The 23,899-nt window shown below is 68.8% G+C and carries 21 protein-coding genes and 1 pseudogene; 13 read left to right on the top strand and 9 right to left on the bottom strand.

What is annotated here, in order from left to right; translation table 11 throughout:
* Together ACWD3I_RS47825 and ACWD3I_RS47820 are read left to right on the top strand one after the other, a co-directional pair.
* Nucleotides 1-711 (top strand): annotated as a pseudogene (locus ACWD3I_RS47825) (flotillin family protein); the annotation flags it as partial.
* Between the two features lie 233 nt (nt 712-944).
* Nucleotides 945-1,502: a hypothetical protein gene (locus ACWD3I_RS47820; RefSeq protein ID WP_365412944.1), complete on the top strand. Its 558-nt coding sequence runs from the start codon at nt 945-947 to the stop codon at nt 1,500-1,502.
* Nucleotides 1,503-1,524: 22 nt separating this feature from the next.
* On the opposite strand, the gene ACWD3I_RS47815 is transcribed toward ACWD3I_RS47820, so the two are convergent.
* Nucleotides 1,525-2,025: a CBS domain-containing protein gene (locus tag ACWD3I_RS47815; RefSeq protein ID WP_365412942.1), complete on the bottom strand. Its 501-nt coding sequence runs from the start codon at nt 2,023-2,025 to the stop codon at nt 1,525-1,527.
* A 261-nt stretch (nt 2,026-2,286) separates the two neighbouring features.
* Here ACWD3I_RS47815 and ACWD3I_RS47810 point away from each other — a divergent pair, with 261 nt between their 5' ends.
* The 8 genes from ACWD3I_RS47810 to ACWD3I_RS47775 all read left to right on the top strand — a co-directional run bounded on the left by ACWD3I_RS47810 (nt 2,287) and on the right by ACWD3I_RS47775 (nt 12,113).
* A complete protein-coding gene (locus ACWD3I_RS47810) occupies nt 2,287-2,871 on the top strand; it encodes an Rv1733c family protein (RefSeq protein WP_365412940.1) in 585 nt (194 codons plus the stop codon).
* A 437-nt stretch (nt 2,872-3,308) separates the two neighbouring features.
* Nucleotides 3,309-3,398, top strand: coding sequence for a K(+)-transporting ATPase subunit F (gene kdpF / locus ACWD3I_RS47805; protein WP_016434100.1), 90 nt, complete (start codon nt 3,309-3,311; stop codon nt 3,396-3,398).
* A gap of 7 nt (nt 3,399-3,405) precedes the next feature.
* Nucleotides 3,406-5,070, top strand: a complete 1,665-nt coding sequence (gene kdpA / locus ACWD3I_RS47800) for a potassium-transporting ATPase subunit KdpA (protein WP_365412937.1) — start codon at nt 3,406-3,408, stop codon at nt 5,068-5,070.
* Entirely contained in the window at nt 5,067-7,211 is a 2,145-nt protein-coding gene (gene kdpB, locus ACWD3I_RS47795) for a potassium-transporting ATPase subunit KdpB (protein WP_365412935.1), read from the top strand. The genes kdpA and kdpB overlap by 4 nt, the downstream gene beginning before the upstream one ends.
* A gap of 5 nt (nt 7,212-7,216) precedes the next feature.
* Nucleotides 7,217-7,828 (top strand): potassium-transporting ATPase subunit KdpC, encoded by a 612-nt coding sequence (gene kdpC, locus ACWD3I_RS47790; RefSeq protein ID WP_365412933.1) that lies wholly within the window; start codon nt 7,217-7,219, stop codon nt 7,826-7,828.
* A 106-nt stretch (nt 7,829-7,934) separates the two neighbouring features.
* Nucleotides 7,935-8,618, top strand: coding sequence for a response regulator transcription factor (locus tag ACWD3I_RS47785; protein WP_365412931.1), 684 nt, complete (start codon nt 7,935-7,937; stop codon nt 8,616-8,618).
* A gap of 46 nt (nt 8,619-8,664) precedes the next feature.
* On the top strand, nt 8,665-11,367 hold the full coding sequence (locus ACWD3I_RS47780; protein WP_365412929.1) for a sensor histidine kinase: 2,703 nt from the start codon (nt 8,665-8,667) through the stop codon (nt 11,365-11,367).
* Nucleotides 11,364-12,113, top strand: a complete 750-nt coding sequence (locus tag ACWD3I_RS47775) for a DUF4118 domain-containing protein (protein WP_365412927.1) — start codon at nt 11,364-11,366, stop codon at nt 12,111-12,113. The genes ACWD3I_RS47780 and ACWD3I_RS47775 overlap by 4 nt, the downstream gene beginning before the upstream one ends.
* 143 nt (nt 12,114-12,256) lie before the next feature.
* On the opposite strand, the gene ACWD3I_RS47770 is transcribed toward ACWD3I_RS47775, so the two are convergent.
* The 4 genes from ACWD3I_RS47770 to ACWD3I_RS47755 all read right to left on the bottom strand — a co-directional run bounded on the left by ACWD3I_RS47770 (nt 12,257) and on the right by ACWD3I_RS47755 (nt 15,383).
* Complete coding sequence (locus tag ACWD3I_RS47770; protein WP_365412925.1) at nt 12,257-12,724, bottom strand: hypothetical protein; 468 nt, start codon at nt 12,722-12,724, stop codon at nt 12,257-12,259.
* Between the two features lie 155 nt (nt 12,725-12,879).
* Nucleotides 12,880-13,236, bottom strand: coding sequence for a hypothetical protein (locus ACWD3I_RS47765; RefSeq protein WP_365412923.1), 357 nt, complete (start codon nt 13,234-13,236; stop codon nt 12,880-12,882).
* Between the two features lie 93 nt (nt 13,237-13,329).
* On the bottom strand, nt 13,330-14,763 hold the full coding sequence (locus tag ACWD3I_RS47760) for a flotillin family protein (RefSeq protein ID WP_451084429.1): 1,434 nt from the start codon (nt 14,761-14,763) through the stop codon (nt 13,330-13,332).
* A 104-nt stretch (nt 14,764-14,867) separates the two neighbouring features.
* Nucleotides 14,868-15,383, bottom strand: coding sequence for a hypothetical protein (locus ACWD3I_RS47755; RefSeq protein WP_365413264.1), 516 nt, complete (start codon nt 15,381-15,383; stop codon nt 14,868-14,870).
* Nucleotides 15,384-16,349: 966 nt separating this feature from the next.
* On the opposite strand from ACWD3I_RS47755, the gene ACWD3I_RS47750 reads away from it, so the two are divergent.
* Nucleotides 16,350-18,911: a sensor histidine kinase KdpD gene (locus tag ACWD3I_RS47750; RefSeq protein WP_365413262.1), complete on the top strand. Its 2,562-nt coding sequence runs from the start codon at nt 16,350-16,352 to the stop codon at nt 18,909-18,911.
* Nucleotides 18,912-19,109: 198 nt separating this feature from the next.
* On the opposite strand, the gene ACWD3I_RS47745 is transcribed toward ACWD3I_RS47750, so the two are convergent.
* From ACWD3I_RS47745 to ACWD3I_RS47735, 3 genes are all read right to left on the bottom strand, one after another.
* Nucleotides 19,110-19,244 (bottom strand): hypothetical protein, encoded by a 135-nt coding sequence (locus ACWD3I_RS47745; protein WP_451084428.1) that lies wholly within the window; start codon nt 19,242-19,244, stop codon nt 19,110-19,112.
* Nucleotides 19,245-19,437: 193 nt separating this feature from the next.
* On the bottom strand, nt 19,438-20,163 hold the full coding sequence (locus tag ACWD3I_RS47740) for a potassium channel family protein (RefSeq protein ID WP_365413260.1): 726 nt from the start codon (nt 20,161-20,163) through the stop codon (nt 19,438-19,440).
* Nucleotides 20,156-21,493, bottom strand: a complete 1,338-nt coding sequence (locus ACWD3I_RS47735; RefSeq protein WP_365413258.1) for a TrkH family potassium uptake protein — start codon at nt 21,491-21,493, stop codon at nt 20,156-20,158. Before ACWD3I_RS47735 ends, ACWD3I_RS47740 begins: the two co-directional genes overlap by 8 nt.
* Before the next feature lie 236 nt (nt 21,494-21,729).
* On the opposite strand from ACWD3I_RS47735, the gene ACWD3I_RS47730 reads away from it, so the two are divergent.
* A complete protein-coding gene (locus ACWD3I_RS47730; RefSeq protein ID WP_365413256.1) occupies nt 21,730-22,581 on the top strand; it encodes a metallophosphoesterase family protein in 852 nt (283 codons plus the stop codon).
* A gap of 50 nt (nt 22,582-22,631) precedes the next feature.
* Nucleotides 22,632-23,246 carry a 4'-phosphopantetheinyl transferase family protein gene (locus ACWD3I_RS47725; RefSeq protein ID WP_365413254.1) on the top strand — a complete coding sequence of 205 codons (615 nt, stop codon included), beginning with the start codon at nt 22,632-22,634 and terminating at the stop codon, nt 23,244-23,246.
* Between the two features lie 471 nt (nt 23,247-23,717).
* Here ACWD3I_RS47725 and ACWD3I_RS47720 read toward each other — a convergent pair.
* Nucleotides 23,718-23,899, bottom strand: a 182-nt coding sequence (locus ACWD3I_RS47720) for an alkaline phosphatase PhoX (protein ID WP_365413252.1), incomplete at its 5' end; no start/stop codon positions are given.

Genomic DNA, 23,899 nt, shown 5'->3' with positions numbered 1-23,899 from the left:
GCGGCGATCGACTACCTGGAGCAGACGCCGCTGACCCAGCTGGACCCGGCGAACGTCCTGGACGCCCAGGGCATCCGGAAGATCACCGAACTGACGGCTGTGGAGCACGTGCGCACCAACGAGGCGCAGCGCACCGAGGAGAAGGAGATCACCCGGCAGAACGTCGATGCCCGCGAGGCCATCTTGGAGCTGGAGCGCCGCCAGGCCGACGCCGAGATCAAGCAGCGCCGGGAGATCGACACCGTACGGGCCCGCGAGGAGGCCGAGACGGCGCGAGTGATGGAGGAGGAGCGACTGCGCTCGCAGGGCGCGTTCCTGAGGACCGAAGAGCAGCTCGGCATCCAGCGCGAGAACCAGGCCCGCGAGGTCGCCGTCGCGCAGAAGAACCGCGAGCGCGTCATCGCCATCGAGAACGAGCGCATCGAGAAGGACCGCCTCCTCGAAGTCATTGCCCGGGAGCGGGAGACGCAGCTGACGCAGATCGCCGCGTCGAAGGAGGTCGAGGCGGAGAAGCGGGAGATCGCCGAGGTCATCCGGGAGCGGGTGGCCGTGGACCGGACGGTGGCCGAGCAGGAAGAGGCGATCAAGAGGCTGCGTACTGTGGAGGAGGCAGAGCGCGGCCGGCAGACCGTGATCATCGCGGCCGAGGCGCAGGCGCAGGAGAAGCTGGTCAAGGACCACCCGACTGCTCGGACAGCACCACCGGCGTCGGGCCCCGGCTCCGAACGCAAGCGCGCCGGTGCCGCCGGGCACGTACGAAAGCGTCGACGATCAGGACGTCGTGGGCCGCGCGTGACTGAGTGCCGTAGCCCATACGTGTGGGACCCCATCGTGTCGGCGACGACCAGCCCACCACCCTGACCAGCCCCTGAAGGGATCCCCGACCGAGACACGTTCCGTCACAACTGAAGACACCACCTGATGACGTGCCTAATGTGACTCGTATGGAACGGCGCATCAAGAAGTGTGCCCCAACGGGGGGTACTTCCCGCGCGAAGGCCATTCGTACGGTCCATGACCGTTGCTGGGCCGGCGAGTTGCGAAGCGCAGTGCTGTACGGCGTGCTGCTCTTCGGAGCGTTGGTGCTGCTCGACTTGGGCCTGGTGAGGCTGACTGCCGTGCGCGCCGGGTGGTGGGCCGCGCTCGCCGTGTTGCTTTCTGTCATCCTGACGCCGCCACGAGTGAGCGGTGCCAACGGCAGAATCGACGCACGCGGGATGGTGACATACCACCGGGTGCGCGCCGACCGTCTGGTGACCGTGCGCGTGTCCGAGGGGGTCGCCCCTCGTCTGGTCCTCACGGATGCGTCCGGCGGGCGGTTGGTGCTGGACCCGCGCGTCCTGATCGCCAACCCGTTGCTGTGGCACCAACTTCACCAGGGCGCACGCCGGTCCATGGAGCAGGGAACGCTGCAGTGCGGCATGCCGGTGCTGGAGCGGCTGGGACGGCGTATCGACGACGAGGTGTGCCGCGGGATCCTCCGGAGCTCCGGCACGCAGTAGCCCTGCCCGCCGCGGCCTGCCACTACTTGCTACCTCCCGCTCCTGTAGCACCCAGGAGTTCATGCAGAAGATGCGAGGCAGTGATCACGCCCAACAGATGAGTGCCTCCTTGTCCCCGCTCGCCGGAGCCGGCCTTCGACCTCTCCGCGACCGCTACCAGCGGGCTACGCACCTGCGCCATGAGCGCGGCCACTTCCAGCGCGGTGTCGTCCGGATCGGCGATCGGCGGCGGAGCCGCCTTGCTGGACAGGCAGTCACCGACCCGGCGGCCTGCCAGCGCCTGGCAGAGCCGGTCGGCGTGCTTTTCGTCGACGACGGCGGCCAGGGTCGGATCCTCGATCACGTAGGCGGGCACCAACACCTTGATCATCTGGGAGGCGGGCAGGATCGCCTTCGGTTCGCCGTGCTCGTCGAGTACCAGCAGACCCGGCAGCTTGTGCTCGGCCATCAGCCGGGCAGCGTCCATGGCATCGCTGTCGACGCTCACTGTTTCGTAATCGACCGCCAGGTCACGAGCGCGCACGGCGGACTCCTCATCTGCTGGAAGTGTTCCTGTCCTCAGCGTCGTACGTATTCCGGGCGCGGGCCAGGTCATTGACGCGAAACATACGCAGCGGCCTGGACAAGCACGGATCGCGCCGCTCCGATTACCGGCCGCGATCGCTCCGGGGAGCGCCGAGGCGCCCTGACGGTGAGGTCCTGAGCCGCGATCGGTGGAGGCATCTACCCCTTCCCGTAGCACACTGGGAGAGAGCTGTCGGTGCTCACGAGGGGGTGTCGACCGATGGCGGCGTCACGATCTACCCAACTGCTGTGGTGGCGGTGGCGGCGCAACCCGCTCAAGCGGCGCAGCGCTGTCATCGAGGCCTGGATTGTGCTCGCCGGGTGGGTATCCGCTCTGGTGGTCGGTCTTTGGGCGGCACTGGGGGCGGCAGCGGCAGTGGAGCGGGCCGCCGATCGGGAGCGGGCGGAGAGCCGCGCCGTCTCGGCCGTACTCACCGAGGACGCCAAGGACGCTCTTCCCGCCAGGGCTGTGAGCGACCGCCAGGTTCGGGCCGGCGTCCGTTGGACCGCGCCGGACGGTTCGCTCCGCACGGACAAGGCCAGCGTGCCGCCCAGGACCTCGACTGGAAGCCACGTCACGGTCTGGACCGACAAGCGGGGAGCTGTCACCTCCGAGCCGCTGACCGAGGGGGAAGCGCGCCTGCAAGCGGCCCTCGGAGGCACTGTGGCCGCTGTCGGTGCGAGTGGGGCAATGCTGGGCGTGGCGTGGGTGACGCGGTTCTACCTGGACCGGTGCCGCATGCGGCGGTGGGCCGCGGAGTGGGAGCACGTCGACGCAGCACGGTGGTGGCGGGCGGCCGGCTGAGCGCACGACCGCGTCGCCGGACAGGTCCCTCGCACCTTGTGCCGGACGACCATCCGTGCCGGTCACATCGAGCACGAGTACCAGAGGCCGCGAGAAGAGGCACGCCCGTCGGCAGGGCTCGGAAGGAGTGCTGTGCGGCCGCGCCGCGGTCACGCCTGATGCAAACACTTGGCAGTCGATGCGCACCCGGCCGGCGCGGTCGGACGCGCACGGCGCGGGTCGGCGTATGGAGTGCGTCAAAGATGCACCGACCGCCGTATGGGAGCCGTTAACGGCGGCCGTATGCGGGCCAAGAGCGGGTTTCCTGTAGCGGTCCGATCCTCTTACGGATTCCCGAATCTCCTCTAGGAGCTCGCGATGGCCGACGTGGCCTTCGTCATCACCACGATCGCGGTGTTCGCGCTGGTGGCTCTCGTCGCCAAGGGGGTGGCGAAGCTGTGACCGCCGAGAACATCGTCGGCCTGGTCGTGGCCGTCGCCCTGCTGGGCTATCTCGTCCTCGCCCTGATCTTCCCGGAGAGGTTCTGAGCACGACATGAGCCCCGTCCTTGCCGACGTACTCCTGGTGACTGCCCTCATCGGCGCGCTCGCCCTGGTGCACCGTCCCCTCGGCGACTACATGGCCGCCACCTACTCCTCCAAGAAGCACCTGCGCATCGAACGGTGGATCTACCGCTCGGTCGGCGCGAACCCGGACACGGAGATGCGCTGGCCCGCCTATCTGCGCGGCGTGCTGGCCTTCTCTGCGGTGAGTGTGCTGTTCCTCTACCTGCTGCAGCGGGTGCAGGACAAGCTGCCGCTGTCTCTGGGCTTCAAGCCGATCCCCCCGGACCAGGCGTTCAACACCGCTGTGTCGTTCGTGTCGAACACCAACTGGCAGTCGTACTCGGGTGAGACGGCGATGAGCCACGTCACCCAGACCGCCGGGCTCGCGGTGCAGAACTTCGTCTCCGCCGCCGTCGGTATCGCCGTCGCGGTGGCGCTGGTGCGCGGTTTCGCCCGGTCCCGCACCGGCGACCTGGGCAACTTCTGGGCAGACCTGGTGCGCGGCACGGTCCGCATCCTGATCCCGATCTCCGTCGTCGCGGCCGTGCTGCTGATCGCCGCAGGAGCCATCCAGAACTTCGGCGACATCCACACCATCACCACGCTGACCGGCGACAAGCAGGCCATCAGCCCCGGCGCGGTCGCCTCCCAAGAGGCCATCAAGGACCTGGGCACCAACGGCGGCGGCTTCTTCAACGCCAACAGCGCACACCCGTTCGAGAACCCCAACGGCTTCACCAACCTGCTGGAGATCTTCCTGCTGCTGGTGATCCCGTTCTCGCTGCCACGCACCTTCGGCAAGATGGTCGGCAACGTCAAACAGGGTTACGCGATCGTCGCGGCGATGGGGATCATCTGGTTCCTCGCCGTGGTCGCGGTGACCTGGATCGAGTACGCCCACCCCGGCACCGCCTCGCAGATCGCGGGCGGCTCGATGGAGGGCAAGGAGCAGCGCTTCGGCGAGGGCAACTCCTCACTGTTCGCGGTCTCCACGACCATGACCTCGACCGGCTCGGTCAACTCTTTCCACGACTCCTTCCAGGGCCTGTCCGGCGGTGTGCTCCTGCTGGGCATGATGCTCGGCGAGCTCTCGCCCGGCGGCGTCGGCTCCGGCCTCTACGGCATGCTGATCATGGCGATCATCGCCGTGTTCCTCGCCGGTCTGATGGTCGGCCGTACGCCCGAGTACCTGGGCAAGAAGATCGGCACCCGTGAGATCAAACTGGCCGCCTGCTACATCCTCATCACCCCCGCGCTGGTACTGATCGGCACCGCGGTGGCGATGGCCCTGCCGGACGGCAAGGACGCCATGACGAACGTCGGCGCGCACGGCTTCTCCGAGGTGCTGTACGCCTACACGTCGGCGTCCAACAACAACGGTTCCGCCTTCGCGGGCTTCGGCGCCAACACGGAGTTCTTCAACACCACGTTGGGCCTGTGCATGGCCCTCGGCCGGTTCCTGCCGATGGTGTTCGTGCTGGCGCTGGCCGGCTCGCTCGCCGAACAGAAACCCGTCCCCGCCACCGCGGGCACCCTGCGCACCGAGAAACCGCTGTTCACCGGCCTCCTCGTCGGCGCCATCATGATCATCACTGGTCTGACGTTCTTCCCGGCGCTCGCGTTGGGCCCGCTGGCAGAGGGGCTGGCGTCATGACCACCCACACCAAGAAGCAAGAGGACCCGATGTCCACGGTTACCCCGACCCGGGCACCGCATCAGGACGTACCGACCGGACACAAGCAGGCCGAGGGCCGCGTCGGCGCGGGCCTGTTCGACCCCAAACAGCTCGTCAAGTCTTTGCCCGACTCCTTCCGCAAGCTGGACCCGCGGGTGATGGTCAAGTCCCCCGTGATGTTCGTGGTGCTTGTCGGCTCGGTGGTCACCACCGTGCTGGCGGTCAAGACCCCGGGCGACTGGTTCGGCTGGGTCATCGCCGCCTGGCTGTGGCTGACCGTCGTCTTCGCCAACCTGGCGGAGGCGGTCGCCGAGGGCCGCGGCAAGGCGCAGGCGGACACCCTGCGCAAGGCCAAGACCGACACCGTCGCCCGGCGGCTGCTCCAGGACGGCAAGAGCGAGGAGCAGGTCCCCGGCGCCGAGCTGCGCATCGGTGACCTGGTCGTCTGCGAGGCCGGCGACATCATCCCCGGCGACGGTGACGTCGTCGAGGGTGTGGCCTCGGTCGACGAGTCGGCGATCACCGGTGAGTCGGCGCCCGTCATCCGCGAGTCCGGTGGCGACCGCAGTGCCGTGACCGGCGGTACGAAGGTCCTGTCCGACCGGATCGTCATCAAGATCACGACGAAGCCGGGCGAGACCTTCATCGACCGGATGATCAACCTGGTCGAGGGGGCGGCCCGGCAGAAGACGCCGAACGAGATCGCGCTGAACATCCTGCTCGCTTCGCTGACCATCGTCTTCCTGCTCGCGGTGGTCACGCTCAAGCCGTTCGCGATCTACGCGGGGGCCGACAAGCAGACCTCCATGATCGTGCTGACGGCTCTGCTGGTCTGCCTGATCCCGACAACGATCGGCGCCCTGCTCTCCGCGATCGGCATCGCGGGCATGGACCGGCTGGTGCAGCGCAACGTGCTGGCCATGTCGGGTCGTGCGGTCGAGGCCGCCGGTGACGTCTCCACACTGCTGCTCGACAAGACCGGCACCATCACCCTCGGCAACCGCCAGGCGTCGGAGTTCGTGCCGGTGCGTGGCACGACCGAGGCCGAGTTGGCCGATGCCGCCCAGCTCTCCTCGCTGGCCGACGAGACGCCTGAGGGCCGCTCCATCGTCGTACTGGCGAAGCAGAAGTACGGCCTGCGGGAACGCCACCAGGGCGAGCTCGCGCACGCCGAGTGGATCGCCTTCACCGCCCAGACCCGGATGTCGGGTGTGGACGTGGACGGCAAGAACATCCGCAAGGGCGCGGCCGGTTCGGTCATCGCCTGGGTGCGGGAGCAGGGCGGCACGGTCGCCGAGGACGCCGACGAGGTCGCCAACCGCATCTCGGAGGCGGGCGGGACGCCGCTCTTGGTCGCCGTCCAGGACGACCAGGGCGCCCGGATCCTGGGCGTCATCCATCTCAAGGACGTTGTCAAGGAGGGCATGCGGGAGCGGTTCGACGAGCTGCGCCGCATGGGGATCAAGACCGTCATGATCACGGGTGACAACCCGCTGACCGCCAAGGCGATCGCCGAGGAGGCGGGCGTCGACGACTTCCTCGCGGAGGCCACCCCCGAGGACAAGATGACCCTCATCAAGCGGGAGCAGGCCGGCGGCAAGCTCGTCGCGATGACCGGTGACGGCACCAACGACGCCCCCGCGCTCGCGCAGGCCGACGTGGGTGTGGCGATGAACACCGGCACCTCGGCCGCCAAGGAGGCCGGCAACATGGTCGACCTCGACTCCAACCCCACCAAGCTCATCGAGATCGTCGAGATCGGCAAGCAACTCCTTATCACCCGGGGCGCGTTGACGACGTTCTCCATCGCCAACGACGTCGCGAAGTACTTCGCGATCATCCCGGCCATGTTCGCGGTCGCGTACCCGTCACTCGACAAGCTCAACATCATGGGCCTGGCTTCGCCGGAGTCGGCGATCCTCTCCGCGGTCATCTTCAACGCACTGATCATCATCGCCCTGGTGCCGCTCGCCCTGCGTGGCGTGCAGTACCGCCCGATGAGCGCAGACAAGATGCTCCGCCGCAACCTGGGGATCTACGGACTGGGCGGACTGGTCGCCCCGTTCATCGGTATCAAGCTCATCGACCTGCTCATCTCGCTGATCCCCGGGATCGGATGAAGGACATGAACAACTCCGTGGCAAACACCGGACGCCTGGCATGGGCAGCGCTGCGCATGCTGCTCGTCCTCACCATCGTGACCGGCGTCATCTACCCGCTCGTGGTCACCGGCATCGGTCAACTGGCCTTCCACGACAAGGCCAACGGCTCGGTGGTAAAGGTCGACGGCGAGGAGGTCGGCTCCCGGCTGATCGGCCAGAGCTGGAACATCGAGGGCACCGACAAACCCGATCCCAAGTGGTTCCAGGGGCGGCCGTCCAACAGCGGCTACGACCCGCTGGCCACCGGTTCCAGCCAGCTGAGCGCCGGCAACCCCGAGCTGGTGAAGATGGTGAAGGCGGCGAAGAAGCAGGTCGCCGAGTTCAACGGTGTACCTGAGTCCGAGGTTCCCGCCGACGCGGTCACCGGCTCCGCCTCCGCCATCGACCCGGACATCTCCACCGGGTACGCGGACATCCAGGTCAAGCGGGTCGCCGAGGCGAACGGGCTGACCGCCGCCCAGGTCGAGAAGCTGGTCGAGGACCACACAGCCGGCCGCGCCCTCGGCTTCATGGGCGAGCCGCACGTCAACGTCCTCGAACTCAACATCGCGCTCAAGGAACTGGCCGACCACTGATGCCGTCAGCAGCTGGGAGTCGACGGACCGGGACATCCGGCCCGGCCGACTCCCGCCGCCGGCCTGACCGCCCCGATCCCACCGACGACAGGAAGGCCGCACACCGATGACCCGGGTGCTGGTGGTGGAGGACGATCCACAGCTCGTACGAGCCCTCGTGATCAACATGCAGGCACGGCAGTACGGCGTGGACGCCGCGCCGGACGGCGCCACCGCGCTCCGACTGGCCGCCGCACGCCAGCCGGACGTGGTGGTGCTCGACCTCGGACTGCCCGACATGGACGGCGTCGAGGTGATCAGGGCCCTGCGCGGCTGGACCCGGGTGCCCGTGCTGGTCCTGTCCGCCCGGACGGCGTCCGACGAGAAGGTCGAAGCCCTCGACGCGGGCGCCGATGACTACATCACCAAGCCGTTCAGCATGAACGAGCTGCTGGCCCGGCTGCGGGCCGCCGTCCGGCGTACCGAGGCCCTGCCGCTGGCGCCCGAGACAACCATGGTCACGACGAACGACTTCACCATCGACCTGCTGGCCAAGAAAGCCATCCGCGCCGGCCGCGACATCCGGCTGACACCGACCGAGTGGCACCTGCTGGAGATCTTGGTCTGCAACCCCGGCCGCCTGGTCACCCAGAAGCAGCTCCTCCAGGAGGTCTGGGGAGCCCCGTTCAGCAACAAGACGAACTATCTCCGGGTCTACATGGCCCAGCTCAGGCGCAAGCTCGAAGCCGACCCGGCCCACCCCCGCTATCTCATCACCGAGCCGGGCATGGGCTACCGCTTCGAGTCATGACGCGCTCTCGATCCTCCTAACCACACACAACCCCAGAGACGAGACGATGGCACGCGGCAAGCTCCGGATCTACCTCGGCGCCGCACCGGGCGTCGGCAAGACCTACGCGATGCTCTCCGAGGCGCACCGCCGCATCGAGCGGGGCACCGACTGCGTGGTCGCCTTCGTGGAGCACCACCACCGGCCTCGCACCGAGGTGATGCTGCAGGGCCTGGAACAAGTCCCCCGCAAGGAGCTCGAGTACCGCGGCACGACGTTCACCGAGATGGACGTGGACGCGGTGCTGCGGCGCGCCCCCGCCGTGGCCCTCGTCGACGAGCTGCCTCACACCAACATCCCTGGCTCGCGCAATGCCAAACGGTGGCAGGACGTCGAGGAGTTGCTCGCGGCCGGGATCGACGTCGTGTCGACGGTCAACATCCAGCACCTGGAGTCGCTCGGTGACGTCGTCGAGTCGATAACCGGCGTCCGGCAGAAGGAGACCGTGCCGGACGAGGTGGTCCGCCGGGCGGATCAGATCGAGCTGGTCGACATGTCACCGCAGGCGCTGCGGCGCCGAATGGCCCACGGCAACATCTACCAGCCGGACAAGGTCGACGCGGCGCTGTCCAACTACTTCCGGCCCGGCAATCTCACCGCACTGCGCGAGCTGGCGCTGCTGTGGGTGGCGGACCGGGTCGACGCATATCTGAAGCAGTACCGCAGTGAGCACCGGGTGTCGAAGATCTGGGGCTCGCGGGAGCGCATTGTGGTCGGCCTCACCGGGGGCCCCGAGGGACGGACGCTGATCCGCCGTGCCGCCCGACTGGCGGAGAAGGGCGCGGGCGGTGAGGTACTGGCCGTGTACATCGCCCGCAGCGACGGGCTCACCTCCGCCTCCCCCAAGGAACTGGCCGTCCAGCGCACCCTGGTCGAGGACCTCGGCGGTACCTTCCATCACGTCGTCGGCGACGACGTGCCGATCGCGCTGCTGGACTTCGCGCGCGGAGTGAATGCCACGCAGATCGTTCTCGGCGTGTCCCGGCGCAAGGGATGGCAGTACGTCTTCGGACCCGGCGTCGGCGCGACGGTCGCCCGGGACTCCGGACCCGATCTCGACGTACACCTGATCACGCACAGCGAGGCGGGCAAGGGCCGCGGTCTGCCCGTGGCCCGGGGCGCACGCCTCGGCCGGTCCCGGCTGATCTGGGGCTGGCTGACGGGTATCGGTGGCCCGGCACTCCTCACGCTGTTGCTGACCCACAGCGACGCCGACCTCGGCCTCACCAACAACATGCTGCTGTTTCTGACGCTCACCGTGGGCGCCGCCCTGCTCGGCGGGCTGTTGCCCGCGCTGGCCTCGGCGGGGGTCGGCACGCTGCTCCTGAACTGGTACTTCACTCCCCCGGTGCACCGCATCACCATCGCCGACCCCAAGAACATGCTCGCCCTGGCGATCTTCGTCCTGGTCGCGGCCTCGGTGGCTTCGGTAGTCGACCTGGCGGCCCGGCGCACCCACCAGGCCGCCCGGCTGCGGGCCGAGTCCGAGATCCTCTCCTTCCTGGCCGGCCATGTCCTGCGCGGCGAGACCAGCCTGGAAGCCCTCCTGGAACGGGTCCGTGAGACGTTCGCCATGGAGTCGGTGGCGCTGCTGGAGCGCGAGAGCGACGTCGAACCGTGGACCTGCGCCGGCCGCGTGGGCACCGGACGGCCGGTCGACCGGCCCGAGGACGGGGACGTCGACATGCCGGTCGGCGACCACATGGCGCTGGCCCTGTCCGGCCGGGTCCTGCCCGCCGAGGACCGCCGGGTGCTCGCCGCTTTCGCCGTCCAGGCCGCCGTGGTCCTGGACCGTCAGCGGCTGCAGTCCGAGGCCGACCAGGCCAAGGAACTGGCCGAGGGCAACCGCATCCGCACCGCGCTCCTGGCCGCCGTGAGCCACGACCTGCGCACCCCGCTCGCAGGCATCAAAGCGGCCGTGACATCCCTGCGCTCGGACGACGTCGAGTGGTCCGAGGAGGACCAGGCCGAGCTCCTAGAGGGCATCGAGGAGGGTGCCGACCGCCTCGACCACCTCGTCGGCAACCTGCTGGACATGTCCCGCCTGCAGACCGGCACACTGGCCCCGCTCATCCGCGAGATCGACGTGGACGAGGTGGTCCCCATGGCCCTGGGAGGCATCCCGGACCCCGAGTCGACCGTCGTCCTGGACATCCCCGAAACCCTGCCGATGGTCGCCGTCGACAAGGGCCTGCTGGAACGGTCGGTCGCCAACATCGTCGAGAACGCGGTCAAGTACAGCCCTGACGGCAAGCCGGTCGTCGTGTCGGCGAGCGCACACGCCGACCGGGTCGAAGTCCGTGTCGTGGACCGCGGTCCGGGCGTCCCGGACGAGGCCAAGGACCGTATCTTCGCCCCATTCCAGCGCTACGGCGACGCCCCACGCGGCACCGGCGTCGGCCTCGGCCTGGCAGTCGCCCGCGGCTTCGCCGAGGCCATCGGCGGCACCCTCACCGCCGAAGACACCCCCGGCGGCGGCCTCACCATGGTCCTCACCCTCCCGGCGGCGACCAGTCCCCCGCCGACCCAGCCCGGACTTCCCGCGACGGCCACTTCGCAGGCAGTCCCTGCGGCGTCAGGAATGCGACAAGACCGCGCGTCGGCATGGCCGAGTGAGACCGTCAGGGGCGACGCTGGCTCCATCGCGACCGGCGTGCCGCAGCCGCCCGCCCATGGGGACCGACCCCACTCCTGCGAGGTGAACCCATGAAGAGCCTGCTCCGTGACCGGATCGCCCTGGCCTCCGCTCTGCTCGCGCCACTCGGGGTCGCGCTGGCTCTGGCACCGTTCCGTACACATCTCTCGTCCGCGAACCTGGCCCTGATCCTCGTCGTCGTCATCGTGGCGGTCTCCGCGCTCGGCAGCAGGGTCGCCGGGGTGCTCGCCGCACTGTCGTCGGCGGTGTGGTTCGACTTCTTCCTGACCCGCCCGTACCAGCGGTTCACCATCTCGAACGGTGACGACATCACAACGGCAGTCCTTCTACTGGCCGTTGGCGTGGCCGTCTCACAACTGGCCGCTCATGCGCGCACGTTGAAGCTGATCACCGTCACGGATGCCCAACACCTGACACGCATCCATGACACGGCTTCCCTCGTCCAGGCCGGAGCATCCCCGGACGCGGTGGTCAACCAAGTGCGACAGCAGCTCACCGAGGTGCTCGAGCTGCGCGGTTGCCGCTTCGAGTACGGGACACTGCTCGGCCGGCCACCGCGCCTGGAGCAGGACGGTCAGGTAACCGTGGGCCGAACACGCTGGGACCTCGACCAGGACGGCTGGCCCCCTGACGAGATCGAGCTGCGCGCATCAGCCGGCGCCCACTACCTGGGCCGCTTCATGCTCCTGCCCGACCCCGGTGCCGTACCGCCCTCCCTGCAAGCACGGCTCGTGGCTGTGAGCCTCGCCGACCATGTCGGTGCCGCGCTCGACACCGCGGGGCCGGTACTCGACGGCTGAGCACAGTCCTTCACTCTTACGAACGAGAGGATCTGGACCCGGCCGACTCATGTCGCCTTCGTACCCGCGCCCCCGACCAGGGCTGCGAAGTAGTCCCGGTCCCGCCGGTCGTTGAGGTTCACCGTCTCGTACTGGTGCCGTGGCTACAGAGGGCGGCCGTCGATCCACGGGACGACGGTAGAGCCGGCGTCGAGCCAGCCGTGCAGATCGGCTGTGCCGACCACCGGGGGCATACCACGCCTGGGATGCCTGGGCGTGCCCGTTGGGTTGACTTCCATGGCGGCTTCCGGCGGATCGTCCGGGCCTCCGGGGGCGGCGAAGAGCACCAGGACCAGTCCGTCGTCGGGGCCGGACAGCAGGACATAGCGTTTGGGTACAGCAACGGGCGTCCCGGCGGCCCGCACCAAAGCCTTCACCCCGGGCATCCCCAGAATCATCCGGTGCCCGAACCGGAGCGCGTTGATGCCGGACAGCACCGCGAGGATCAGCGGCAGCAAGACGTCCCGGTCCTTGCCCACCAGCCACCACGCCAGCGCCATCACGAACGCGAAAGCCGCGTTGACCACGGCAGGCCAGACGTACGAGATCTCCAGCAGGGCGGGCGATCTCATTCAGCCAGCCGATTCCCGCTTCGTCTGCGGGCGGACCGACCAGCAGCCCACCAACGACGGCCCCGAGTCCGCCCCGAGCCAGCCCCACGCGCGCCGACGGAACCCAGCGAGAGCGAACGCCGTCGCGGGATACGTGATCCCGGTCGTCGAGTGCGTCACCACGGCCGTCCACCGCTGCCGGGCGTCTCGTCAACTGCCTTCGACCCAACAGCCCTCCGGTAGAACCACTCCCCCAGCTGCGAGCCACCGATCAGCCCCGCCGCGAACATCAAGAAGCCGACCTGCGCGATCGACCCGAAGAACGCGGCGTCCTTGCTGTCCAAGCCACTCCACTGCAGCAGGGGAACAACCAGCCCGCCGACCCAGATGACCAGCAGCGCGACGCCCCGTACCCGTGTGCCCCACGCAGTAGTGCGCGGCCTGGCCCACTTGGGCGCCCAGCCGCGCAACGAGGCGATCGCCAGGGGCAGGACGAACGCCGACCAACAGATGAGCCAAAGCCACAAGAACACCACTCACACTCCACTTCCGGAAAGCCACCCAGCGGACACAAGCCCGGGCGGCGCAAAGGCCGCCCGGGCTCGCTCCGCTGCTCAGTACCGAGGTCAGCCGGTGATCTCGACCTTCCCGTTGGCCTCGGCGGGTGCCGTGGTCGCGGGCTGCGAACCGCCGGCCCGCTGGGTGATGTTCTTCAGGAGCTCGGCGAGGTCGACTCCGGTGGTGGAGCTGAGGAGTTCGACACCCTGGGCGACGTTGTCGGCGACCGTACGGGAAAGCTGGCTCGCGCCGTCCGTGGAGATCACCGTCATCTTGTCGATCGCGCTGAGCGGCTCGGACGCCTTGGCGACCACCTGCGGCAGCACCTCGACGAGCATCTGCAGCACGGCCGCGTCGCCGTACTGGGCGAACGCATCGGCCTTCTTCTGCATCGCCTCGGCCTCGGCGGCACCCTTGGCACCGATCGCGGCGGCCTCCGCCTCACCCTCGATACGGACCGCGTCGGCGAGCGCGGCGCGGTGTGCCTTCTCACCCTCACCGGTCAGCCGGGACCGCTGGGCGTCCGCCTCGGCCTGCTTGACCAGAGCGATACGGCGGGCCTCCGCCTCCTGCTCCGCCTGGTAGCGGGCGGCGTCGGCGGGCTTGCGGACCGTGGTGTCCAGTTCGCGGTCGGTCAGCGCGGCCTGCCGCTCGGCGACCTTCTCCTGCTCGTTCAGGACCTCCTGCGATCGAGCCGCCTCGGCCAGCGGACCCGCAGCAGCGGCGCGCGCGGCGGCCTCGTCGGTCTCGGCCTTGATCTCGGCCTGCTTGAGCGCGAAGGTCCGCTGCGCGATGGCGATTTCCTCCTCGGCCTTCAGCCGGGCCTGCTCGGCGGCGCGCCGGGCCACCGCCTCGGCGATGTCGGCCTCCTGCTTGGCGCGGGCGGCCTCCGGGCGGCCGAGGTCCTCCAGGTAGGAGCCCTCGGTGCTGATGTCCTGGATCTGGAAGGCGTCCAGCACTAGGCCCTGCCCGGACAGGCTCGCCTCGGCCTCCTCCGCCACCTGGCCGGCGAACGCGGCCCGGTCGCGGATGATGTCCTCCACCGACATCCGGCCCACGATGGCGCGGAGCGCACCCGAGAGCACTTCCTGGGTGAAGCCGACGATGCCGTCCTGCTGCATCAGAAACCGCTGGGCCGCAGCGCGGATGGAGTCCTCGCTGCCGCCGACCTTGACGATGGCGACGCCTTCGAGGTGTGCCTTGACTCCGCGCAGCGTGACGGCGCCGCGCACCGCGACCGGGATGTGCCGGGAGGACAGGTCGAGGGTGAACTTCTGCTGCACGAAAGGCACGACGAACACTCCGCCGCCGACCACGACCTTCTGTCCGCTGTTGTCGGTGAACACCCGGCCCGTGTCCGGGTCGGTGGCCTTCTTGCCACGCCGTCCGGTGACGATGAACGCCTCGCTGGGCCCGGCGACCTTGTAACGGGTGACAACGACCAGGCCGAGCAGGACGAGAAGGACAACGATGCCGATCACGGCGATGACGACTGGACTCATGACGAGTTCCCCTCAGCCCTCCCAGGGGACGGCAGATCGATACGAGTTGATGTAGCTGAATGGGCACCGGTGTCAGCGCCGGATACGAGGTGCGGCGTAGTGGGTCAGCGCTCCACCAGGCGGACCGAGACAGCCGTCTGTGACAGCGTCTCCTCCACCCAGACCTCGGCACCTCGGGCTACCGGGGTCGGGCTCTTCGCCGCGAGTTTCACCGGCTGCCCGGCCAGGTGGACCAGTACCTCGCCGTACCCGCCGACCGGGATGGCGGTGACCACGGCCCCCGAGACACCGATCAGGTCATCGTCCCGCGGAGCGGCACCGGACCGATCGCTCATCAGCACGCGACTGAGCCGATAGGCCAGCCACCCCGTGGCGACGCCAGCAGGCACTCCGACCGCGGTGGCACCGATCGCGCCCAGCCCAGTGGTGCCCAGGACGATCGCACCGGAGAAACCGAGCATGGAGACGAACCCGGCGATGACCGGAAGCGACAACCACCCGTCGAAGAGACCATCGAGCGCGTCGACGCCGTCGAAAAGCCCCTCAAGGACCCCGTCGAGGACGAGCGAAAGACCGAGGAGTACGACTCCTGCGATGCCGAGACCAAGAAACCACGCCATCCGTGTTCACCACCCCTCCTCGCCGCCACCGTGCTGGTGTCCGCATACTCGCACGCGGGCACAGCCAGGAACATTGCCTTGTTCCGGCAATCTTTATGCAGCTTTGATGCCGTGATCTTGACATCTCGATCCGGCCGAGCACGGGGGAGCCTGGGCGTTCGAGGAGTTTCCCCACTCCTGCACGAGCACTGGGGTGTGTGCGTTACGCTGCGCTCGACCTCGCTGCCCCCCGTACAGCGAGGTCACCTACCCTGGCCCCTTCCCGTCGTAGCCCCTTTCCGGGTGGAGCCACTGAAAGTCCTCGCCACCTGAAGGTGGCGAGGACTTTCAACTGTCCGCCGGCGCCTGAGCGCCAGGATTCTCCGCAGGCGGGCCAGGAAACCTGGTCGGCACGATCATCGCCCCGCCACGGAGTCTCCCATGAGCGGCACGCACTCCGGCCGGACGCCTGCGCAGCATACGGAGACCGGCGCAGAACCCGTAGGGACGCTTCCCCGCTCGTGTGGCCGCGTTAGGAACGCGTCAAGGAAGCGGCCAGAGGCGTAAGGGCAGTGTCAACGACGGGTTAATCGGCATTGCGAAGGGGTTATCTCTAGGGGTCCGTTCCATCCGAATCTCGTCTAGGAGCTCGCGATGGCCGATGTGGCCTTCGTCTGTGCCACGATCGCGGTGCTCGCGATGGCGGCTCTCATCGCCCGGGCAGTGGGTCGGCTGTGACCAGCCGGAACATCGGGTTGATCGTGGCCATGTCCCTCTCCCCGGAGAGGTTCTGAGCTCGGCGCCCCGTATCCGACACCCCCAAACCGACCTGCGGGGTCTACGTTCCCCACACGCGGCGCAAACTGGAGGCGAGCCCCTGACATCCACACAGACTCGTCACCGATCCGGACATGGGACGCCGCTTCGAGCAGTGACCTCCTCGCCGTACCGGGCCGGCGACCGCACAACGATCGGGAACCTGGACCCATGGCACGCGGCAAGCTTCGGATCTACCTCGGTGCGGCGCCGGGCGTCGGCAAGACCTACGCCATGCTGTCCGAGGCGCACCGGCGCGTGGAGCGCGGCACCGACTGCGTGGTCGCCTTCGTGGAGCATCATGACCGGCCACGGACCGAGGTGATGCTGCACGGCCTGGAGCGGGTGCCGCGCAAGGATCTGGAATACCGGGACGCGGTGTTCACCGAGATGGACGTGGACGCCGTGCTGAAGCAGCGGCCGGCCGTCGCCCTGGTGGACGAGCTGGCGCATACGAATGTGCCGGGCTCCCGGAACCCCAAGCGGTGGCAGGACGTCGAGGAGCTGCTGGACGCCGGGATCGACGTCGTCACGACCGTCAACATCCAGCACCTGGAGTCGCTCGGCGACGTCGTCGAGTCGATAACGGGCGTACGGCAACGGGAGACCGTACCGGACGAGGTCGTCCGCCGTGCCGACCAGATAGAGCTGGTCGACATGTCACCGCAGGCCCTGCGCCGCAGGATGGCGCACGGCAACATCTACAAGCCCGACAAGGTCGACGCGGCACTCTCGAACTACTTCCGCCCCGGCAATCTGACCGCGCTGCGGGAGCTGGCGCTGCTGTGGACGGCGGACCGGGTCGACGAGTACCTGCAGCAGTACCGCGGAGAACATGACATTCGCTCCACGTGGCAGGCCCGCGAGCGGATCGTCGTCGGGCTCACCGGCGGCCCTGAGGGACGGACCCTGATCCGGCGGGCGACCCGGCTGGCGGAGAAGGGTGCGGGCGGCGAGGTGCTGGCGGTCTACATCTCCCGCAGCGACGGGCTGACCTCCGCCTCGCCCAAGGAACTCGCCGTGCAGCGCACCCTCGTCGAGGACCTGGGCGGTACCTTCCACCATGTCGTCGGCGACGACATCCCCCAGGCGCTGCTGGACTTCGCCCGCAGCGTCAACGCCACCCAGATCGTGCTCGGCGTCAGCCGTCGGCGTGGCTGGCAGTACGCCCTGGGCCCTGGGGTGAGCGCGACGGTGGCCCGCGAGTCCGGGCCGGACCTCGACGTCCACATCGTCACCCACGAGGAGGCTGCCAAGGGGCGCGGACTGCCGGTGGCGCGCGGCTCGCGACTCGGCCGCTCCCGCGTGATCGCCGGATGGCTGGTCGGCGTGGTCGGCCCGGTGCTGCTCACCCTGCTTCTCACCTCGGTGAACACCCGTCCCGCCGACGACGGCCCCGGCTTCGCCAACGAGGTGCTGCTGTTCCTCACTCTGACCGTGGGCGCGGCATTGCTCGGCGGACTACTTCCGGCCCTCGCCGCGGCGACGGCCGGCTCCCTGCTGCTGAACTACTTCTTCACCCCGCCCACCCACACCTGGATCATCGATGATCCGGCGAACGTCCTCGCCATCATCGTCTTCTTCGCGGTCGGTGTGTCGGTCGCCTCGGTCGTGGACCTGGCCGCGCGGCGCACCCACCAGGCGGCCCGACTACGCGCAGAGTCCGAGACCCTGTCGTTCCTGGCAGGCAGCGTGCTGCGGGGCGAGGACACTCTGGAGGCGCTGCTGGAGCGGGTGCGGGAGACCTTCGGCATGGAGTCCGTGGCGCTGCTGGAGCGGCGCGGCGAGGTCGGCCCCTGGACCTGCGTGGGCAGGGTCGGGACGACCCGCGCCATCGAGCGCCCGGTGGACGCCGACGTCGACATGCCGGTCGGTGACCATCTCGTACTCGCCCTGTCCGGGCGGGTGCTGCCGGCCGAGGACCGCAGGGTGCTGGCCGCCTTCGCCGCCCAGGCCGCCGTCGCTCTGGACCGCCAGCGGCTGAAGCAGGAAGCCGGGCAGGCCCGCGAGCTGGCCGAGGGCAACCAGATCCGCACCGCGCTGCTCGCCGCGGTCAGCCACGACCTGCGCACCCCGCTGGCCGGCATCAAGGCCTCGGTGAGCTCGCTGCGCTCCGACGACGTCGAGTGGTCCGAGGAGGACCGGGCGGAACTGCTGGCGAGCATCGAGGAAGGCGCGGACCGGCTCGACCACCTGGTGGGCAACCTGTTGGACATGTCCCGGCTGCAGACCGGCAGCGTCACCCCGCTGATCCGGGAGACCGACCTGGACGAGGTGGTACCGATGGCACTTGGCGGCGTTCCGGAAGGCTCCGTCGAACTGGACATCCCCGAGACCCTGCCGATGGTGGCAGCCGACCCGGGACTGCTGGAACGGGCCGTCGCCAACGTCGTCGAGAACGCCGTGAAGTACGGCCCGGAGAGCGAGGTGGTGCTGGTCTCCGCCAGTACGCTCGGCGACCGGGTCGAGCTGCGGGTCGTCGACCGTGGTCCCGGCGTTCCGGACGAAGGCAAGGAGAGGATCTTCGAACCGTTCCAGCGGTACGGGGACGCGCCCCGCGGCGCCGGAGTCGGCCTGGGCCTCGCCGTCGCCCGCGGCTTCGCCGAGGCCATGGGCGGTTCGCTCGTCGCCGAGGACACTCCCGGCGGCGGCATGACCATGGTCCTCACCCTCAAGAGCACCCCGGGCCGCTCGCCCGTACCTCCCGGCTTGCCCGCCCACTTCACCTCGTAATGGGCTCAGCGGCCGCTCAGGAGCATGCGTCGTGGCCCCCGCCAGGCGTGACACGCCAGTACGCGCCCCGGACGTTGACGATCCGAGCTGTCACCGTACCGAGCAGCTCCGCGGCCATCAGGAAGCCGAGCCGCCCTGCATCCCGATATCCCTGCCAGGTCAGCTCCCCCTACGGGGGCACGGCGAAGCCGTTGAAGTTCAGTCAACACACCACGGCGGTACCCGGCGCAGCGGGCACTCGCCCCCCAGCGCCGGCAAGGCGCACAGCATCAGCAGGGCGTGGAGCGGGTCGGTGAGCCCGTCCCGCGCGCCGAGTACACCTACCGTCAGCATCGCTCCGGCCAGAGCCGCCGCCCAGACGAAAGGTGTGGCGACGGAATCAGGTAACGGCCGGTCCTCATCCCGGAACGGCCGCCACTCCGCCATTAGACCGCACCTTTCCCGTGTCGCCTGCGCTGCTCTCATGACAGCGCCTCCAGCGCGGTTTCCCCACGGTGACCAGCCTTCCGGGCACGGCTCCTTGGACTCAGCTGAGTTCGGCGAAGGACTCCACGTCGTGGATCTTGCCGGTGACGACGATGACGTCGCCCTTATCGATGACCGTTTCGGCGGTGGCGTAGGTGAAGCCCTCGCCCGGGCGCTTGATGCCGACGACCGTCACCCCGTACCGGGCACGCACCTGACTCTCCCCGAGCGGCATGCCGGTGGCAACGTTGGGGGCGATCGTCTTCACCAGGGCATAGTCATCGTCGAACTCGATGAAGTCGAGCATCCGTCCGGTGACAAGGTGGGCTACGCGCTCGCCCATCTCGTGCTCGGGCAGGACGACGTGGTGCACGCCGAGGCGTTCGAGGATCTGACCGTGCTGGCGGCTGATGGCCTTGGCCCAGATGTTGGGCATCTTCAGGTCCAGCAGGTTGGACGCGATCAGGATGCTGGCCTCGATGTCGGTGCCGATGCCTACCACGGCGCTGCTGAACTCGTGCACCCCGAGCTGGCGCAGCACCTCGGGGTCGGTGCAGTCGGCGATCGCCGTGTGGGTGAGGTCGTCGCTGAGCCGCTGGACGAGGAGGGGGTCGGTGTCGACGCCGAGAACGTCCCAGCCGCGCCGCATCAGCTCATGGGCCAGCGAGCTGCCGAAGCGGCCGAGACCGATCACGACGACGCGCTGGTCTGCGTGGCCGACGGCAGCGGCGTGCTCGGCGAGGCGTTTGCGGCGGCGCAGACGCAGGGAGTGCAGGAAGTTAGCCAATGACGGGTCGCTCCTCGGGTAGCTCGTAGCGGCGCTTGCGTTCGCGCAGGGCGAGCGCCGAGACCAGGGTGACCGGGCCGAGCCGGCCGACGAACATGAGCAGGATGACGATCAGTCGTCCGACGGTTGGCAGGTCGGCGGTGATGCCCGTGGACAGCCCCACTGTGCCGAAAGCCGAGACCGACTCGAACAGCACTTCTTCGAAGGGCTTGTCGACCACAGCGAGCAGGGCGAGGGTGGCCGTCATCACGAAGCCCACGCCGGCCAGTGCCACGGTCAGTGCCTGCCGCAGCACATGTGGTGCGAGTCTGCGTCCCATCACCGCGGACGTGGGTTCACCACGCGCCTCGGCGAGCATGGCTGCACCCAGCACTGCGAAGGTGCTTACCTTGATGCCGCCCGCGGTGCCCGCACTGCCGCCGCCGATGAACATCAGCATGCAGGTCAGAAGCAGGGTCGCGTCCGTCATCGCCCCGATGTCGACGCTGTTGAACCCTGCGGTGCGGGACATCGCCGAGTGGAAGAAGCCCGCCAGGATCTTCTTGTGCCAGTCGAACGGGCCCAGGGTGCCAGCGTTCGTCCACTCCAGCGCACACGTCAGCAGTGTTCCGGCGAACAGCAGCGCGGCCGTGGTGATCACCGTCAGCCGGAAGTGCAGCGACCAGCGGCGCCGGCCTGTGGCGCGGGCCCGGTTGCGGTGCCGCAGCAGCTCCAGCAGCACGGGAAAACCGATTCCGCCGAGAATCACGGCCGCGGCGATGGGCAGCGTCACCCACGGATCCTGCGCGTACTTCGTGAGGCTGTCGGAGTGCAGCCCGAACCCGGCGTTGTTGAACGCCGACACGGCATGGAAGAACCCCAGGTACGAGGCGTCCCAGATGGACTCGCTGTAGCCGAAGCGCAGCCGCAGTGCCAAGAGCGCGCCCACGGCGAGTTCCACTGCGAGCGTGCACCCGGCGACCCCGAGCAGCACCCTCCGTACGTCGCCGATGTCCAGGCTCTTGGTCTCCGCCTGCGCGGTCAACTGCATCCGCAGCCGTAGTTTTCCGGAGATCAGCAGGCCCAACAGCGAGGCCATCGTCATGATGCCGAAGCCGCCGATCTGGAACAGCACGAGGATCACGCCCTCGCCGAAGCCGCTCCAGTAGGTGCCGGTGTCCACCACGACCAGGCCCGTCACGCACACCGCGGACGTGGAGGTGAACAGCGCCGTCACCACATCGGTGCTTCGGCCGTCCTCGGCTGCGACCGGCAGCATCAGCAGGACCATCCCCAGCAGGGTCACGGCGGCGAAGCCCATGACCACCGTACGAGCGGGATGCGCTGCCATCAGCGACCGCCACATCCGCCCCGCGCGCCCTGCCACTCCGCGACCTTCCGCCTGACAATGTTCCACCAAGGATCCATCAGCAGCCGGTCAAGATCCAGTGGGCCATCCGAGCCCACCCCTAATCTCTCCGTCCCCCTCCCCTAAAACCGTTCATACCTGAGGAAGAACGATGCGCGGCGGTCGTAGCGTGAGGCAGGACGTAGGGCATGTGCCCATGCCCCGGGTGAGGAGGATGGGTGGGGGGCGGCAGGCTGCTCGCCGTAAGCGACATCCACGTGGTCTATGAGGAGAACCGTTCTGTCGTAGCCTCGTTGAGGCCTCGGTCGGACGAGGATTGGCTGATCGTGGCAGGGGACGTCGCGGAGAAGTTCACGGATGTGGAATGGGCGCTGACCCTCCTCAGCAGCCGGTTCGCCAAGGTCGTCTGGGCCCCGGGCAACCACGAGCTGTGGACACACCCGGACGACCCCGTGAACCTGCGCGGTGAGAAGCGCTACCAACACCTGGTCGACTGCTGCCGGGCTCTGGGCATTGTCACACCCGAGGACCCTTACCCGGTATGGCAGGGCGACGGAGGTCCGGTCACTGTGGCACCGCTCTTCCTGCTCTACGACTACTCGTTCCGCGTCCCCGGAGCCACCACGCGCCAAGAGTCGCTGCGTCGCGCCCGCGAAGCCGGAATCATCTGCTCCGACGAGTACTTCCTGCACCCCGACCCCTTTCCCAGCCGGGATGCCTGGTGCCACGCGCGGGTGGCCGAGACCGAGCGGCGACTGGCCGCTCTGCCACCGGACCGGCGCACCGTGCTGGTCAACCATTTCCCGCTCACGCGCGAGCCGACGCGCATCCTGCGCTACCCCGAGTTCGCGCAGTGGTGCGGCACCGACCTCACCGAGGGCTGGCACACCCGGTTCAACGCCGTCGCCGTCGTCTACGGGCATCTGCACATCCCGCGCGTCCTGTGGCGCGACGGGGTCCGCTTCGAGGAGGTCTCCCTCGGCTATCCCCGCGAATGGCGGGTGCGCCCACCCCGAGAGCCGCTGCGCCAAGTCCTGCCGCCCTTACTCACCGGGGGTGCGGCGGCGTGATCGAGGAAATCCTTCCCCCGGGCGTCGTCTCAGTGGAGGCGCGGGGGGATTTGACGGACGATCTGCTGGAGGGCGACGAAGGCCTCTTCCCAGAGGAGGCGGCCCTCATCGCGAATGCGGTACTGCTGCGACAGCAGGAGTTCACCACCGGACGGATCTGCGCACGACGTGCTCTCTCCCGGCTCGGTCTGCCGCCTGGGCCCCTGCTGCGCAACGGCCGGGGTGCTCCGCTGTGGCCGGCCGGGGTGGTCGGCAGCATGACGCACTGCCACGGGTACCGGGCGGTGGCCGTGGCCCGCAACGGCAGCACGGTGGCGATCGGTATCGACGCGGAACCGCACGGGCCGCTGCCCGAAGGTGTCCTGGAGGCGATATCCCTTCCCGGTGAACGGCGCGCGATGGCCACCCTGACCCAGCACAATCCCGGCATCGCCTGGGACCGGCTGCTGTTCAGCGCGAAGGAATCTGTGTTCAAGGCCTGGTACCCGATGACCGAAGCCGAACTCTCCTTCGACGAGGCGAACATCGTCATCAACCCCGCCGACGGCACATTCACCGCCCAGCTGCTTCGCCCAGGCCCCTGGGTCGTCGGCCGCCCCCTGACCGCCTTCTCCGGCCGCTGGCTGACCCGCACCGACCTAATCACCACCGCGGTCGTCCTGTGACTCCCTGGGCACGCGCCGCGGGCAGAGGCGGGCCCACAGCCTGCTGCCGCACCAGTAGTCGGCGGATACGAGTCAACGGGGCGGCACCTTGATCAGGCGCGGCCGCTGATCTTGGCGCTGGTGAACTTCGCGTGGAAGGCGCAGGAGTGCCCGTCGAGACCGGCAGGGGCACCTGCTCGCCCGCGAGGTCAGCCAGTCCCCATCGTTCTGCACCACACATGCCCTGCTCAGACCATTGGGCGAGCACAATCGGACCGATGCCCCTATCGATGTCAACCCACCGTTCCATCGGGAACTGTGTGACATGTAGCTGTCCTGATGGAACGCCGAGTCGCCAGTTTTCGCGTGCAACGTACCGCTTCAGGCACCTGATGCGGACGATCCGGTAGAGGGCGCGCCGGCGCACGACAGCGACCGCCGGAGCGGGAAGCACGGGTCTATTCTCCGCGGAGCCTTGACTCGGCGGGGGCTCTACCTGCGCCAGGGGCCCGTCACCGCGAACGTCGTCCCCGGCGCGTAGCAGTTGACGTACATCGTGTCGCCGTCCGGGGAGAAGGCGACCCCCGCGAACTCGCCCCACTCCGGCGCCTCGGGCGTCCCGATGTTCTGGGCGTTGCGGGCCATCGCGTACACCTCACCCCGGCGCGTGACGC

It is taken from the genome of Streptomyces sp. NPDC002817 (genome assembly GCF_053592055.1).
This window is presented reverse-complemented; position numbering and strand designations above follow the sequence as displayed.

What these genes read in the sequence shown, in the direction of transcription:
- kdpB (WP_365412935.1), top strand. Translation starts at nt 5,067, where the DNA reads ATGACCACCCACACCAAGAAGCAAGAGGACCCGATGTCCACGGTTACC.
- ACWD3I_RS47750 (WP_365413262.1), top strand. Translation starts at nt 16,350, where the DNA reads ATGGCACGCGGCAAGCTTCGGATCTACCTCGGTGCGGCGCCGGGCGTC.
- ACWD3I_RS47785 (WP_365412931.1), top strand. Translation starts at nt 7,935, where the DNA reads ATGACCCGGGTGCTGGTGGTGGAGGACGATCCACAGCTCGTACGAGCC.
- ACWD3I_RS47780 (WP_365412929.1), top strand. Translation starts at nt 8,665, where the DNA reads ATGGCACGCGGCAAGCTCCGGATCTACCTCGGCGCCGCACCGGGCGTC.
- kdpA (WP_365412937.1), top strand. Translation starts at nt 3,406, where the DNA reads ATGAGCCCCGTCCTTGCCGACGTACTCCTGGTGACTGCCCTCATCGGC.
- ACWD3I_RS47735 (WP_365413258.1), bottom strand. Translation starts at nt 21,493, where the DNA reads ATGGCAGCGCATCCCGCTCGTACGGTGGTCATGGGCTTCGCCGCCGTG.
- ACWD3I_RS47770 (WP_365412925.1), bottom strand. Translation starts at nt 12,724, where the DNA reads ATGAGATCGCCCGCCCTGCTGGAGATCTCGTACGTCTGGCCTGCCGTG.
- ACWD3I_RS47745 (WP_451084428.1), bottom strand. Translation starts at nt 19,244, where the DNA reads ATGCTGACGGTAGGTGTACTCGGCGCGCGGGACGGGCTCACCGACCCG.
- ACWD3I_RS47810 (WP_365412940.1), top strand. Translation starts at nt 2,287, where the DNA reads ATGGCGGCGTCACGATCTACCCAACTGCTGTGGTGGCGGTGGCGGCGC.
- ACWD3I_RS47760 (WP_451084429.1), bottom strand. Translation starts at nt 14,763, where the DNA reads ATGAGTCCAGTCGTCATCGCCGTGATCGGCATCGTTGTCCTTCTCGTC.
- ACWD3I_RS47820 (WP_365412944.1), top strand. Translation starts at nt 945, where the DNA reads ATGGAACGGCGCATCAAGAAGTGTGCCCCAACGGGGGGTACTTCCCGC.
- ACWD3I_RS47755 (WP_365413264.1), bottom strand. Translation starts at nt 15,383, where the DNA reads ATGGCGTGGTTTCTTGGTCTCGGCATCGCAGGAGTCGTACTCCTCGGT.
- kdpC (WP_365412933.1), top strand. Translation starts at nt 7,217, where the DNA reads ATGAACAACTCCGTGGCAAACACCGGACGCCTGGCATGGGCAGCGCTG.
- ACWD3I_RS47775 (WP_365412927.1), top strand. Translation starts at nt 11,364, where the DNA reads ATGAAGAGCCTGCTCCGTGACCGGATCGCCCTGGCCTCCGCTCTGCTC.